The sequence below is a fragment of the Streptomyces sp. H39-S7 genome, assembly GCF_027158205.1.
Lineage (GTDB): Bacteria > Actinomycetota > Actinomycetes > Streptomycetales > Streptomycetaceae > Actinacidiphila.
This window is the reverse complement of the sequence record NZ_JAPVLU010000076.1, coordinates 13,864-27,988: the sequence shown is the minus strand read 5'-3', so window position 1 is coordinate 27,988 and position 14,125 is coordinate 13,864. Positions and strand designations below refer to the sequence as shown.

Here is a 14,125-nt window from a genome sequence, read left to right as displayed (position 1 = left end):
CCGACGTCCTGGCCGCCCAACGCCGAGAACGCGCCAAAGTCCGCAGCGAACGCCAACAACGCTGGGGCCGACCACGACCCAAAGCCGCCTAATCACACCCGGCCAACGTTCCTGGACAACGCACTAGATGAAGCCCTGGCCCGCAATGAACGGCTCCGCGACGCTGCCGAGCACGGTGCCGCCTGACCGTACTCGCACGATGCCGCTGGCTGCGCAGCGCGCGTGCCTGGTGCGCAAGCCGGCCGCTGACCGGACCGGCCAGGGACACCGTCCGGCTACGGCCCCCCGGCGGGCCTGGTCCCGGTCATGAGCTGAGCTGATGGCGCGGGATCGAGCTGCACGCCGGATGAATGGCTGAGCCATCGTTGTGGTGCGGCGACGAGTCGGGAAGAGGGGCCGGCGCTGCTCTGGCACATTATTCGTCACGATGGCGCTGGCACCGGCGCGACGGCTGCGCCAGCGGTTGCGGTGATGATCAAACTCAGGCGGTCGAATCGGGCAGGTGCGTTCAAAGGGGCCGCGCCAAGGCCAGGGAGCAACGCATCGACCGTGCCACAGCAGCCCGGTCTCGGTGCCGGCGTAACCGCGAGCTTGACCGGCGCGACGTTGTGTTTTTCTCCTGTGGGGTGGGGTCGCCTGGCGGGGTAGGCGCACCATGGTGAAGAGGTTAGGAGTTCTGCCCGGACCGCTATGGAGCCGGGATGACCTGGTGCTGCTTGCATACGATCGGAGATTGATCATGACGGACGCGTCCGACGCCGCCGCAGTGGGCGTCGCTGTGCTGCGGCCGGTGGGAACGCGGTGGCAGACGTGACGGCTGCGGGTCTGGCTCGGGCGCTGGCGGGATTGCTGGACGCCAGCCACACGGCGCCGTTCGAGCAGGTGCCCCGCCTGCTCCACACCGCGGCACGGCAGGCGGGTGCGGGCGGGGCTCGGCTGTTCGTGGCGGATCTGCAGGAAGAGGTGCTGCGCGAGGTCACCGGGATCGGGCTGACCGCGGGCGAAGGCGGCGAGGAGTTTCGTATCGAGGGCACCTTGCCCGGCCGCGCCTACCAGCTGACCGAGTTCACCGCGCCCACGCGTGGCGGCGCGTGTTGGATGCCGGTGCGGGACGGCACCGAACGCCTGGGTGTCCTGCACGTCGAGCCTGGCCCCGGCGAGGGCAGGCCCGATGAGGAGGTAATGCAGGCCTTGGCATCGATAGCCGGACTGCTGCTGGTCTCCAAGCGGGCCAACAGTGACTCCCACGCCCGGCTGACCCGCACCCGGCCGATGGGGGTGCAGGCGGAACTTCAGTGGGCGCTGATGCCGCCGCGGACGTTCTCCGACCAGCGGGCCACCGTCAGTGCGTTCATGGAACCGGCCTATCAGGTGGCCGGGGATGCTTTCGAGTATGCGGTGGCCGGTGACACCCTGCACTTGGCGATCTTCGACGCCATGGGCCACGACACCTCCGCAGGCCTGACCGCCGCGTTGGCGATGTCCACCTGCCGCAGCCACCGGCGCGCCGGCGGAACCATTCCCGAAGCCAGCCGCGCCATCGAGGACACCCTGATCGAGCAGTTCGGCCACAGCCGCTACGCCACCGGGATCCTCGCGGACTTGGAGCTGGACACCGGCACGTTCAGCTGGGTCAACCGCGGCCACCTGCTGCCGGTCCTGATCCGCGGCGGCCGCTGGGCCAGCACCCTGCACTGCCCGCCGGCCGGCCCGATGGGCAGCGGGCTGAATCTGCCCCTCACGCAGTGCACCGAGCAGTTGGAGCCCGGCGACCGGTTGCTGATGTTCACCGACGGCATCACCGAAGCCCGCGACAGTGACGGCCAGGAATTCGGTGTGGAGCGCTTCACCGACTTCATCATCCGCCACCACGCGGACAACCTGCCCGTCGACGAAACCCTGCGCCGCCTCATGCACGCCGTCATGGACTATCACCACGGGCGTCTGGAGGACGACGCGACGGTCCTGTTCTGCGAATGGCACGGTCCGGGTGGCTCAGAGGGGTAAAGCAGGAGGGTCCGCCGTCTGAGGGCTCCACGCCGATCAGCCAGGCGCGCCAGGGCCGGCGGGGCGCGGCTTACGTCGCGAGGACGGCGTCCACCGTGGGGTACACGTCGATGACCTGGCCCAGTCCGATGATTTCTCAGTCTGCGCGTCCGGGACGATCACTCGGTCGGGCGGGGGTCGACGAGCCGCATAACCTGTGCCCAGGATTGGGGTCGAGGCCCAGGTGGTGGGGGCTATGCCGGTCCCCACGCCCGGTGTCGCTTTGCGTACGACCAGGTCACTGCGGTCATCAGGGCCGGGATGGCGATCAGCGGGGCGCGGACGAAGCCCCAGACGGTCTGTGCCGTACCACTCGACATGTCGGTCTGACTCTCGACGGTGAAGGCGACCACGAGTTGCCACAGCGCCACCAGAGGTTGTCCAGCTGTCCAGCGTGGGTGGCCGGTCGCCCTGGGAGCCGCGATTCCTGCGGTTGGCGGTCTGGTCGCGATTGTCCGGGATGGTGCGTGCGATACCGCGCCTGCGCAGGCAGCAGTGCCACCCGTGCCGGGGCTTGGAGCTGTGTGAGCCGCGCCCCGGCACGGGTCTCACGATCCGTCGGTGGGGTGGGGCGGGCCGAACTCAGTCGGCGGGGGTCTGGGTGCGTCGGGCGTAGGCGCGGGCGGCGCGGGCGCGGTCACCACAGCGGACCGAGCACCAGTGGCGGCGCCCGGAACGGAGCAGGTAGCGGTTGCAGGGGGTGGAGGTGCAGGCCGTCAGCCGTTCGGCGTCGGGTCCGGTGAGCAGGTCGGCGGCGTCGGCGGCGAGGATGCCCAGGGCCTGGTCGACGATCTGGTCGATGGGGTGCGGGGCGGTGCGGTGCATGCCGCGGACGGAGTCCCAGCCGAGCGGGGAGGCGGTGGGGACCCGGGTGAGGGCGTCGTTGACGGCGGCCAGCGCGGTGGCGGGGGCGGGATGGCCGCCGACGTGGGTGGCGAGCAGGGCGCGTACCTGTTCGCGCAGGGAGCGCAGGCGCGCCGCGCAGATCTCCTGCATGCCGGCGTCCGCTGGGGCCAGGTTGTGGTCGACCAGCCACTGGTTGGCGCCGGACGGGGTGCCCAGCGAGTCGAGGAACTGGCCGCCGCGCAAGGCGATGGCGCTGTTGGCGAGGTCGAGCGCGGGGTAGTGCTCAGCGCCCGGCGCCGGCGGCAGCCCGGTATCGACAGCGTCGGGAGTTTCGATCTCACTCACGCATCTCACGTTACATCTTGCCTTCATCCGTGACAACACCTATAGTCACGGATGAAAGACCATCTATCCGTGAGGTGATTTCGTCATGACTGCAACCGGCGCGTCCAGCGAGCAGGTCCCCGTCCGTGTCTTCGGTGGTCCGACCGCACTCATCGAGTACGGCGGGTTGCGGTTCCTGACCGACCCGACCTTCGACGCCCCCGGCACCTACCCGTCCGGGCTGGCCAAGACCGCGCCCGCCGCCGCCGCGCCCGCCGATCTGGGCCGCATCGACGTGGTGCTCCTGTCGCACGATGAGCACGACGACAACCTCGATGCCTCGGGTCGGACCCTGCTCGCCGACATACCCCTGACTCTGACCACCCCCAGCGGCGCGGGCCGACTGGGCGGTACCGCGCGCCCCTTGAAGGACTGGGAGTCCGTCGAGCTGGACCGCCCCGGCGGCGGCACGATCACCGTCACCGGCGTCCCGGCCCTGCACGGTCCCGGAGCACGCGCGGACCTCGAACCCGTCGTCGGCGAGGTCGTCGGCTTCGTCCTGAGCGGTGATGGCCTGCCCACCGTCTACGTCAGCGGCGACAACGCCCAGCTCTCCGTGGTGCGCGAGATCGCCGACCGCTTCGGTCCGCTGGACACCGCGGTGCTGTTCGCCGGCGCGGTCCGCACCCCCGTCCTGGACCGCGCGCTGCTCACCCTCGACAGTGCTCAGGCCGCCGAGGCCGCCCGGATCCTGGGCGCCCGCCGCATCGTGCCCGTCCACTTCGACAGCTGGGCTCACTTCACGGAGGGTCGCGATCAGCTCGTGGACGCCTTCACCACCGCCGGATTGATCGACCGCGTGGAACTGGCCTGACCCCGCACACGCCGGCCGCTGCGGTGCGTCACGAGAGCAGCGCAGCGGCCCAGCTCCCCGCCCCAGCCGTCCCGTACCGGGCCCGCGCACCGCGGAGGGGATCCCATGCCGAGGGAATGCTCGGACGCTGGACACCGGGCAGGCGGCGACCCGCTCGCCGGGTCCTTCGACTGGTGGCCACGGTGGCGCGTTGCCGCGTGCGGCCGATCGAGACGCGCGGGGGTCACGGCCCGCGCCGGCCAGGGCACGGGCGGCATAAGATGATCGAACGACCGCGCGGGTGATCACCGTGTGCGGTTGCGGCGCCCACGCGGCAGCCGTTCCACTGCGGTGGATGAGGCGGATCCCGGTCACTGCGGCTCGGATCATGTGACGGAGGCGAATGTGCTGATCACTGTCGCGGACGTGGAAGCCGCGGCCGAGCGGATCACCGGGCATGTCATACGGACCCCGACGGTGCCGAGTCCCGGACTGTCCGCACTCCTGGGCGCGCAAGTCACCGCGAAACTGGAACTCCTGCAGCGCACCGGCTCGTTCAAGGCACGTGGCGCGACGGCGAAGCTGCTCGCGCTCAGCGAGGCTGAACGCGCTGCCGGGGTCGTAGCGGTGAGCGGCGGTAACCACGGCATCGGGGTCGCGGTCATGGCCGGCGTGCTGGACATCAAGGCGACCGTCGTCATGCCACGCTCCGCTCCTGGGCGCGCCGTGGACATCGCCGAGGCCGCCGGGGCGAGCGTCATCCTCGCCGACACCATGGACGCCGCGTTCGCCCTCGTGGATGAACTCCGGATCAAGGGGCTCACCCTGGTCCATCCCTTCGATGACCCCGTTGTCATCGCGGCCCAGGGCACGGTCGGCCTGGAGCTCGCGGAGGACGCCGGGGAGCTCACCGACGTACTCGTCAGCATCGGCGGCGGGGCGCTGATCTCCGGGGTCGCCACCGTACTGCGCGCGCGCCGTCCCGGTGTGCGGATCTGGGGCGTGGAGACCGAAGGCGCGCGAGCCATGTCGGCGGCCCTGGCCTCCGGGGGGCCGGTGCCGGTCGAACTGTCCTCGATCGTCTCGACATTGAGTGCCCCCAGCGCCTCGCAGCTCACGTACGAGCATGTCGCGGCGCTGGTCACCGATGTTCTCACCGTGACCGATGCCGAGGCCGTGCAGGGCACCCTCGACCTGGCGGACCACGCGAAGGTCTGGGCCGAGCCCGCCGCCGGCTGTCTGCTGCCCGCGGCACGCCGGGTGTTGGAGCGCGTCGGCGAGGGTGCCAGGCTCGGCCTGGTGCTCTGCGGCGGCAATGCGACGACGGCCGATGTCACAGCCTGGGCCGAGCGCTTCGGGCTGCGCTGACCGCGCAAGCTTCGGTAGCGACGCACCCTTCGGTGAGAAAACCTGGCGGGCACCAACCTTCGGTGACAACGCTCAACCGACGGACGGGACAGTTCGCAGCCGGAAAGGTAATGGCCCTTCATCGGCCGGTATCCCTCGGCGTGCAGTTTGCGGGTTCGCGGTCAGAGCGCGCAGTGACGAGGCCGACACCCGCGGCGGCGCCATGTGCGTCCAACCGATCGGTCCGTGGCCAACGGTCGCGACCGGTTGCCCGTTGCGTTGTCCCGCGGTGGATACTGGTCGGGTGGACGTTTCCGCACCGACCCTTTCCAACCTGAGGGCGCGACTCGGTAGCAGTTTGTTCAGTCGAGTGGCCGGCCCTGACGGTCCGGAGAACCGTGCCCGCATCCACGGCGCGCCGGGCCCGCGCTGGTTCGGCCCCGACCGTCCCATCCGCACGGTCCACGGCGACGCGTCCATGTTCATCGGCGGGCTGCGAGCCCTGCTCCTGCAGTCCCTGCACCCTTTGGCCATGGCCGCAGTCGCGGCGCACTCCGGGTACCGCGGAGATCCGTGGGGCCGGCTCCAGCGCACCAGCACGTTCCTCGCGGTGACCACCTATGGCCCGGCGCGGGACGCACAGGCCGCGGTCGACCGGGTGCGGTCGGTGCACGACCGTGTGCGGGGGAGTACCGCCGCGGGGGAGCAGTACCGTGCCGCCGATCCGCACTTGCTCGGGTGGGTGCACATCGCCGAAGTGGACAGTTTCCTGCGCGCTCATCAGCGCTACGGTGATCAACCGCTGGACGACACGGGCTGTGACGGCTACGTTGCGGACGCCGCCGAGGTGGCCACCGCGCTCGGCGTGGTGGACCCGCCGCGTGATCAGGCCGAGCTCGCGGAGCAGCTGTCCGCTTACCGGAAGGAACTGCGCGCCACCCGGGAAGCCCGCGAAGCGGCGCGCTTCATTCTGCTCAACCCGCCGCTACCGCTGGTGGCTCGGCCGCCCTACGCCGTACTCGCCGCGAACGCGGTCGCCGCGCTTCCGTTGTGGGCCCGGCTGCCGCTCGGGTTGCCGTACGTTCCGGGCTTTGAGGAGACCGGAGTCCGGCTGGCGGGGCACGCCCTGACGAAGGCGATCCGCTGGGCGATGAAGCCCGCGGACGGCAGCCCGGTGCGACAGGCGTAGTGCGCCACGAGCCCCGGGCACGGGGTTTCGATTGCCACGGCGTTGCGCTCCTGTGGCAGCGACGGGTCCGGCTGCCCGCGATCGTCCGCACTCCTGCAGAACGGCTTGCCACTGCAAGCGGCTCGCGGTCCGCCGGACCGACGGGGGTGGAAGGACGGCTGTGGCCATGGTGACCCTGCAGGGCCACCATCCGCATGGGGCGGGAGACCAGCGCACGCAGCGCTCGGGGCAGGCCAAAATGGTCGGTCGAACCCTCCGTGGAGCCTTCCGCCGGACCTGATCGGGTCGCGCCGGTAATCAGCCAGACGATCCGCGTTCACATACTTGTCAACGCCCGAGGGTTCGGCCTACTCTCCTGAGTAGAAAGCGCTTGCTCGATGCTCGTAGACCACCAATGCTCGGCCGAGACTTTCACCGCTCCACTCCCGGTGGGCGCGCCGGCGGCATCTGCACCCCGTCGTCGAGGCATGCCCGCACCCGGTTGGTCCGAGTAGGCGCCACACCCAACAGGCTGGCCGCCCCCGCATGGGAGCTGTGCCACCCGCACCACATCACGGTCACCATGCTCGCGTCGTTGGCGAGTGAGGTGCCGCACCGGGGCGGTAGCGGGCTGGCTAATGAAGGGCATGTACATGACACATAAGGCCGTTGTTGGCCCGGGAACACACGTGCACGGTTCTGCCGGCACGTCACGACGAAAGACGAGGCGAAGATGAGAAAGCCAGTCGCAATGCGACTCTCTGCGACACTCGGCACCGTGGTCCTGGCCGTGGCCGCGGCGACAGGTGTGGCCCTGTCGGTTCCCACCGCGTCGGCGGCGGCCGCCGGGGCGACCGGGTACGCCACACAGAATGGGGGCACCACCGGTGGCGCGGGCGGGACGACCATCAAGGCCACCACCGGCACCCAGATTCATCAGGCGTTGTGCGGCCGTGCCAGCACCAGCACGCCGATCACCATCCAGGTCGAGGGCACCATCACCGTCGGAAACACGGCGAAGGTGTCGGGGTCGAGCTGCAACACGGCCGCCGGTGTGATCGAGCTGAAGGGCATCAGCAACGTCACCCTTCTCGGCATCGGCAGTGGGGCCGTGTTTGACCAGATCGGCATCCACATCCGCCAGTCCAGCAACATCATCGTCCAGAACGTGACCGTCCAGAACGTGAAGAAGTCGGGTTCGCCCACCTCCAACGGTGGCGACGCCATCGGCATGGAGACCGATGTGCACAACATTTGGGTCGACCACGCCACACTGGTCGCCTCGGGCGGCGAGTCGGAAGGTTTTGACGGCCTGTTCGACATGAAGGACAACACCCAGTACGTGACCTTGTCCTACAGCATCCTGCGCAACTCCGGCCGTGGCGGCCTCGTCGGCTCCGGCGACAGTGACCTCGCCAACGGGCCGGTCACCTTCCACCACAACCGCTACGAGAACATCGACTCCCGTACGCCCCTGCTGCGCGGTGCCACCGCCCACATCTACAACAACTACTACGTCAGCCTGAATTCGTCGGGCATCAACCCGCGGGCCGGCGGCAAGGCCAAGGTCGACAACAACTACTTCAAGGACTCCAAGGATGTCCTGGGTACCTTCTACACCGACTTGCCCGGCTACTGGCAGGTCAGCGGAAACATCTTCGACAACGTGAGCTGGTCGGCTCCGGGCGCGGACAACAACCCCGCCGGCCCCAACCCGACGTCGAACACGACCGTCAACATCCCCTACGTGTACAGCCTTGACACCGCATCCTGCGTGCCGTCGATCGTGACCGCGACGGCAGGCGCCAACACCGGCCTGAAGGTGTCGGACGGCAATTGCACAGTGAATCCCACCCCCACTTCCACTCCGACTCCCACCCCCACTCCGACCCCGACCCCGACCGCGACGCCCACTGGAACCAACCTGAGCATCGGCGCGAGCGCCGACGGCTCCAGCAAGGCGGCCGGCACCAGCTACGGCAATGTCCGCGACGGAGACTTGGGTACCTTCTGGTCGCCGGCCGGGTCGACCGGCTCCGTCTCGATCAAGTGGTCGTCGGCGACGGCCATCTCCAAAATCAACATTCGGGAGGCCTCCGGTGCCACCGGCGCCATCGGGTCCTGGCGGGTGCTCAACGCCGACACCGGGGCCGTGCTGACTTCCGGCAGTGGAGCGGGTGCCATCTCCTTCGCCTCGACATCGCTCAAGAAGGTCACGTTCGAGATCACCGGCTCAAGCGGCACGCCGAAGGTGGCCGAGTTCGAGACGTACGCCTGACATCAAGGGCGCTGATTCCGGCCGGCCGCACAAGCGGCCGGCCGGTCTGCGCTGAGCTGCCCACTTCACCTCACAGCCGCTTTGATCGCACTCGGAGCGCAGACCGTCCTTGGCGGGCCGACCGACTCGACCTAGGGCAGGCAGCGGGCGACAGCCCGGCCGTCCAGTCAACGTCGTATCAGCCCTGATTCGACCCTCGTCATCTGCGGACGGCCCGAGGTCGCTGACCGGCCACGGCTACCAGATCAGTCCCGGCACGCTGTACCCGACGCTGCACCGCCTGGAGGCGGACGGGCTGCCGGTGTCGGAGCGGCGAGTGGTCGACGGCGGCCGTCCACGGTGTGTGTACAAGGCGACCGAGGCCGGGAAGCAGGATCTGCCGGAGGACCGGCCGGCGCTGACGGAACTGGCACGCGAGGTTCTGAGCGTCGAGACCCCGTAGCGGCATGGCCGGGGGCGCCGGGTCGCGCGGCGAGGCGGAAACCGGGTCCGTTTGCGCTGGCGAGGATCATGATCTGACGATCGTTCATATGGGTTGTGAGTTACCTGGGTTGATGGTGCGACGAAAGGTTCCGGCGCCGATGAAACCGTGACTGTCCGGGGGCCTCGCGGTGACGCCTTTCCCGCTACTTTTTGAGGGAAGCAACGGGGGCAGCGCGATGGAATGGATCGTTCCGGGATACAGCCACATTCGGCCGCTCGGCTCGGGCGCCAGCGGCCGTGTCGTCCTCGCCGTCCACGAGGCGACGGGCACGCCGGTCGCCATCAAGTACCTCAGCGAAGAACTGCTCTCCCAGGCGGAGTTCCGGGAGATGTTCCGGGAGGAGGCCCAGCAGTTGGGCCGCCTGGTCTCGCCTCATGTGGTGCGACTGTGGGAGTACGTGGAGGGGCCACGGGGTGTCGCGATCGTCATGGAACTGGTCGACGGCATCCCTTTGCGGGCGCTGCTGCACCAGGAGGGGGCCACCGGGCCGGAGGCCGCGCTGGTGGTGCTCAAGGGCTCCTTGCTCGGCCTGGCGGCCGCGCACGGGGTGGGTGTCGTGCATCGGGACTACAAGCCCGAGAACGTCCTGGTGGCACGGAACGGTTCGTCGAAGCTGGTGGACTTCGGCGTCGCTGTCCCCAGCGGGCACAACGGAGGCATCGCGGGCACGCCGCCCTACATGGCTCCCGAGCAGTGGATCGGCGACCCGGCATCCCCTGCGGCGGACGTCTACGCCGCAACGGCGACGTTCTTCGAATGCCTCACCGGCACGCGGCCTTACGGCGGGACGACTTTCGTCGAGCTGGCGGTCCAGCACCGGGTGGCTCCCATTCCCGCCGTGCTGGCGCCGGATGCGGTCCGGCCACTGATCCGGCGGGGTCTGGCCAAGGCGGTGAGCGACCGTCCGCCCAGCGCGATGGCTTTCGTGCAGGAACTGGAGGCCGTGGCCGGGGCGGCGTACGGGCATGATTGGGAGGAGCGCGGGCAGCGCAAGATCGCGGCACTGGCGGCGCTACTGCCCCTGCTGTTCCCTTCGGCGGGTGTGACTCCGACCCATACGACCGTGCTGGAGGAGACCGGATTGCCCGGTGGGAAGCCCCGCAGGGCCGGCCGCATGCCCCGAAAGGGTGTGCGAAGGATGATTCCCAAGCAGAAATTACTCGTCGGTGGAATTGCCGGGGGAGTGGTCCTCGGAGTGCTGGCTGGTGGTTTTGGCGTCGGCATGATCCCCCTGCGGGACAAGTCCGCCGCCGCGGTTGCGTTGCGGCTGTCCGCATCGGTCGTGGCCAATGGTTCGACGTTTGTGGCGACGGCCTCGGGATTCACGCCCGGGGAGGAGGTGCGGTTCTCCTGGAGTGAGCGTCCCGGCGGGGCGGTACTTGCTCTGGCCGTTGCAGGGCCGAACACAAGCGTCTCGTCCACGGTGTCAACGGCCGGTCTCGAAGGCGGCGCCTCGGCCACCTTCGAGGAGAAGGACCGGCCTGGTTTCTACGTCATGCGTGTGACCGGGCTGAGTTCCGGACGGTCGGCCTCGGCTTCGTTCCAGGTGATCGCTGCCGGTGCGACGCGCCCGCCCACATCCGGCGGGAGCGGTAACGGAGGTGGGTCCGCGACGGGTGGGTCCTCCACAACGGGCGGAGGCGGGTCTACGGCGGGGGGAGCGACCTCCGGTGGGGCGACCTCGGGCGGCACGGCGACTGGTGGGACGAGCACAAATGGGACGAGCACAGGCGGGTCAACCACGGGCGGGACGAGCACAAGCGGGTCCACCACGGGCGGGACGAGTTCGGGTGGTTCCACGTCGCAGGGGACGACTACGGGCGGGTCCAGCACGGAGGGGACGACCGGTGATCCCCTCCCGAGTACGCCGGTCACGCTGACGTTCTCTTCGTCGACCATCCCCTATGGCAGTGGCTTCACCGCGAGCGGTTCGGGTTTTGAACCCGGTGAAACAGTCGTCATGACCAACGAGGCGACCGGCGCGAACTTCGATGGCGCGTCGACCGCGGACGGCGACGGCAACTTCACGGACGAGGTCTCGGAACTGTTGCAGCCCGGTGACTACACCTTCTGGGCGATCGGGCAGAGTTCCGGGCGCAGAGCCCCAGCTCACCTGGTGGTGCTCGAAGCTGAGCCCACACTGTCGACAACGCCGCCGGTCATCAGGTGACGAAGGGTGCCGGAAGCCATGACCTCTCAGAACGAACCGCAGGACGCACGCCCGGTGGAGCACGACACAGTGCGTCTGAGCCGTGAACCAAAGCGCCTCTGGGTGGAGGAGGACACCACGCCCCAGATTCCCGACGGGTACAGGTCGGCGCTGAGCGGGACGGCGCACGAGCTCTCCCCCAGTCCCGTCCCCGACATCCTGCTGCGCTTCGGGCCGGGCGTGCCCACGCACACGGCACCGGAGGTGGCCGCGGTGTGGCACGGCCACCCACCCACCGCCCCCGCAAGGACGAGGCCCCGGCGCAGTCTCCGCCGCTACACCCTGGCGGGAGTGGTACTGCTGGCCGTGCTGGCGTTCCTGCTGTGGGAGCGGCTCGGCGCGCCCCTGGGTATCGACTCCGTCTCGGTCACCTCCGCACCCGCGCGAGTGACCTGCGGCGGCACGGAAGTTGTCACTGCCACGGTCCGGACCAATGGATGGGGCGGAAACATCTCGTACCACTGGGTGCGCAGTGACGGCACGGACAGCGGTCCCCAGAAGCAGTACGTCCGCCCTGGGGAGCACCAGGTACAACTTCCCGAACGGTGGACTGTGGTGGGTCGCGGCACCTTCCGTGGCACGACCACTCTGTGGATCACAACCCCGGGCCGGCGAGGCGTCGCCGCAATTTTCGACTACTCCTGCCAGTAGTAATACCGCCGCGAGCTGCGCTTCAGCCACACTGGCTATTCCCCCATGCCGACGCGTGGGGCGAAGGTCCCGAATCCACGGCCGTAGGGGCGCACTGGAGAGACCGACCTGCCAATGCGCTGTGGATCGGACCCTCAACCCGGACGCAGCCCGACCGGCGCCGACAACTGACCACGTTCCGGCACCCGTGACATCACGCAAGCCCGCCCCGCACCGAGCGAGGCGGGTCCTGCGTTTGCCGTCTGGAAGGCGCTGGGCGGGAAGCCGACCGGTTGACTGCCGCCAAAGGGGTGTTATCCGCCCCGCCGGGCAGTGCCGCTCAGGTGGCGGTGGATTGCGGGGCGCCGAGAGTGAAGGGCACATGATGTCGTCGCTATCCGGGCCCGCCCAGGATCCAGTCGAGGTACCCGCAGCAAGGGATCGAGCCGATACGCCGGCAGCGCAGGGGCTGTCCGAGCGGGTGAGCGCGCGGGGGCCGAGAGTTGCTCCGCGCGTGTGATCATCGCGGCGAGCATGTCCACCGACGGTTTGTACCGTGCTACCGCCCCGTACCCATTCGGCCTGGTCGACGGTTCGGGCGGCAGGAAGGATCAACGCGTCTCCCACCGCGCCCAGTTGCATCGAGCCCGGCGAATCGTCCGGGCGCCCCGCAGAGGTGCGCCGTGGGCCTGCGGGAGCGGGGTGATGGCAACTCATGGCAACTCATGGCAAGCGCTTTCCATCATCTGGATACGAGATTACAGTCCCATTCCCACCCACTCACCGATACTCAGCCAGTCGCCAAGGAGGCGTCCATGAGTACTCGTTACCGCGCCCTCGCAGCCGCCGCGGTCTCCCTGACCGTGGCCATCATCGGTGGCCTGCAGGGGGCTGTCGCGGCCGACGACCCGCCGCACGCGCAGTACCAGGAGATGCACGCGAACTGTACGGTCACCCACCGGCTGTCCGACGACCCGATCGTCTTCCCCGGGCTGGCCGGCGCTTCACACAACCACACGTTCATCGGCAACCCGGCCACCAACGCGCTCTCCACCCCGCAGTCGCTGCTCGGCGGTGCGACGTCCTGCGAGGACCCCCTCGACGCCTCGGGGTACTGGTTCCCGACGTTGATGCAGAACGGCGTCCCGCTGACCCCGGACAAGCCGACGGTCTACTACAAGTCGGGCGTCAAGGACTACCGCACCGTTCAGCCGTTCCCGGCCGGCTTCAAGCTCCTGGTCGGCGACGCCCACAATATGGACCCGGTGAAGTTCACCGGCACCTGGAAGTGCCCCGGCCACTCCGGCACCGACTTCCCCACCTCCTGCCCGAGCGGCACTTCCCTGGTCGCCCGGCTCCAGGCCCCGAGTTGCTGGGACGGAGTCCACCTGGACTCCGCCGACCACAAGTCGCACATGGCGTGGCCCGTGCGCGGGGTCTGCCCGGCCGACCACCCGGTGCCGCTGCCCATGCTCGAAACCAAGATCCCGTATCCGCTGGCGAACGGGAACACCAGCGGGCTGGCCCTGGTCACCGGTGCCGGCTACACGTTCCACTACGACTTCATGAACGCCTGGGACGAAGACCGCCAGGCCTACCTGGTGGACTACTGCATCAACGGGGGCCGCCAGTGCAACGGCTACGGCGTGGACCCCAAGAACCCGTAGCACCGGCCCGTCCTCACCCACGATGTCAGGGAGACCTCCCCCCATGCGCGTCCCGCTCTTACGGCACCGACTCCTGTCCGGCGTCCTCACCACCGCACTTGCCGTCACCTGCGCGGTGTTCACGGCCGGCGCCGCCCCCGCGCCCGCGGCCGCCTGCGACACGACCACGAACACCGCCCTCAACAAGCCCGCGACCGCATCCTCCGTCCAGGGCAACAGCTATCTGCCCGCCAAGGCCGTCGACGGCGACACCGGCACCCGCTGGTCGAGCCA

13 protein-coding genes are annotated in these 14,125 nt (G+C 69.3%); 11 read left to right on the top strand and 2 right to left on the bottom strand.

The annotated features are described in order from the left end of the window. Positions 1 to 186 (top strand): hypothetical protein (locus O3X23_RS40195; RefSeq protein ID WP_269279022.1); only part of this gene is annotated, 186 nt, incomplete at its 5' end. 624 nt (positions 187 to 810) lie between these two features. Continuing rightward, on the top strand, positions 811 to 2,007 hold the full coding sequence (locus O3X23_RS40190; RefSeq protein WP_269279019.1) for a PP2C family protein-serine/threonine phosphatase: 1,197 nt from the start codon (positions 811 to 813) through the stop codon (positions 2,005 to 2,007). A gap of 233 nt (positions 2,008 to 2,240) precedes the next feature. On the opposite strand, the gene O3X23_RS40185 is transcribed toward O3X23_RS40190, so the two are convergent. Together O3X23_RS40185 and O3X23_RS40175 are read right to left on the bottom strand one after the other, a co-directional pair. Continuing rightward, the gene (locus O3X23_RS40185) at positions 2,241 to 2,417 is read right to left on the bottom strand and encodes a hypothetical protein (RefSeq protein ID WP_269279030.1); all 177 of its coding nucleotides are present in this window, start codon (positions 2,415 to 2,417) and stop codon (positions 2,241 to 2,243) included. Positions 2,418 to 2,628: 211 nt separating this feature from the next. Then, positions 2,629 to 3,237, bottom strand: coding sequence for a CGNR zinc finger domain-containing protein (locus O3X23_RS40175; protein ID WP_269279016.1), 609 nt, complete (start codon positions 3,235 to 3,237; stop codon positions 2,629 to 2,631). Positions 3,238 to 3,322: 85 nt separating this feature from the next. Here O3X23_RS40175 and O3X23_RS40170 point away from each other — a divergent pair, with 85 nt between their 5' ends. From O3X23_RS40170 to O3X23_RS40130, 9 genes are all read left to right on the top strand, one after another. Next, positions 3,323 to 4,090, top strand: a complete 768-nt coding sequence (locus O3X23_RS40170) for an MBL fold metallo-hydrolase (RefSeq protein ID WP_269279013.1) — start codon at positions 3,323 to 3,325, stop codon at positions 4,088 to 4,090. A 387-nt stretch (positions 4,091 to 4,477) separates the two neighbouring features. Then, entirely contained in the window at positions 4,478 to 5,437 is a 960-nt protein-coding gene (locus O3X23_RS40165) for a threonine/serine dehydratase (RefSeq protein WP_269279027.1), read from the top strand. Between the two features lie 283 nt (positions 5,438 to 5,720). Next, entirely contained in the window at positions 5,721 to 6,605 is an 885-nt protein-coding gene (locus O3X23_RS40160; RefSeq protein ID WP_269279010.1) for an oxygenase MpaB family protein, read from the top strand. A gap of 712 nt (positions 6,606 to 7,317) precedes the next feature. Then, on the top strand, positions 7,318 to 8,862 hold the full coding sequence (locus tag O3X23_RS40155; protein ID WP_269279007.1) for a pectate lyase family protein: 1,545 nt from the start codon (positions 7,318 to 7,320) through the stop codon (positions 8,860 to 8,862). Between the two features lie 109 nt (positions 8,863 to 8,971). Next, on the top strand, positions 8,972 to 9,304 hold the full coding sequence (locus O3X23_RS44385; RefSeq protein WP_443048120.1) for a PadR family transcriptional regulator: 333 nt from the start codon (positions 8,972 to 8,974) through the stop codon (positions 9,302 to 9,304). Between the two features lie 217 nt (positions 9,305 to 9,521). After that, positions 9,522 to 11,516, top strand: a complete 1,995-nt coding sequence (locus O3X23_RS40145) for a serine/threonine-protein kinase (protein ID WP_269279005.1) — start codon at positions 9,522 to 9,524, stop codon at positions 11,514 to 11,516. Positions 11,517 to 11,534: 18 nt separating this feature from the next. Further along, on the top strand, positions 11,535 to 12,206 hold the full coding sequence (locus tag O3X23_RS40140; protein WP_269279002.1) for a hypothetical protein: 672 nt from the start codon (positions 11,535 to 11,537) through the stop codon (positions 12,204 to 12,206). A gap of 794 nt (positions 12,207 to 13,000) precedes the next feature. Next, positions 13,001 to 13,852, top strand: coding sequence for a DUF1996 domain-containing protein (locus O3X23_RS40135; RefSeq protein ID WP_269279000.1), 852 nt, complete (start codon positions 13,001 to 13,003; stop codon positions 13,850 to 13,852). A 43-nt stretch (positions 13,853 to 13,895) separates the two neighbouring features. Further along, the coding region (locus O3X23_RS40130) for a discoidin domain-containing protein (protein WP_443048119.1) at positions 13,896 to 14,125 on the top strand (230 nt) is incomplete at its 3' end.

What these genes read in the sequence shown, in the direction of transcription:
- O3X23_RS40170 (WP_269279013.1), top strand. Translation starts at nt 3,323, where the DNA reads ATGACTGCAACCGGCGCGTCCAGCGAGCAGGTCCCCGTCCGTGTCTTC.
- O3X23_RS40155 (WP_269279007.1), top strand. Translation starts at nt 7,318, where the DNA reads ATGAGAAAGCCAGTCGCAATGCGACTCTCTGCGACACTCGGCACCGTG.
- O3X23_RS40145 (WP_269279005.1), top strand. Translation starts at nt 9,522, where the DNA reads ATGGAATGGATCGTTCCGGGATACAGCCACATTCGGCCGCTCGGCTCG.
- O3X23_RS40140 (WP_269279002.1), top strand. Translation starts at nt 11,535, where the DNA reads ATGACCTCTCAGAACGAACCGCAGGACGCACGCCCGGTGGAGCACGAC.
- O3X23_RS40135 (WP_269279000.1), top strand. Translation starts at nt 13,001, where the DNA reads ATGAGTACTCGTTACCGCGCCCTCGCAGCCGCCGCGGTCTCCCTGACC.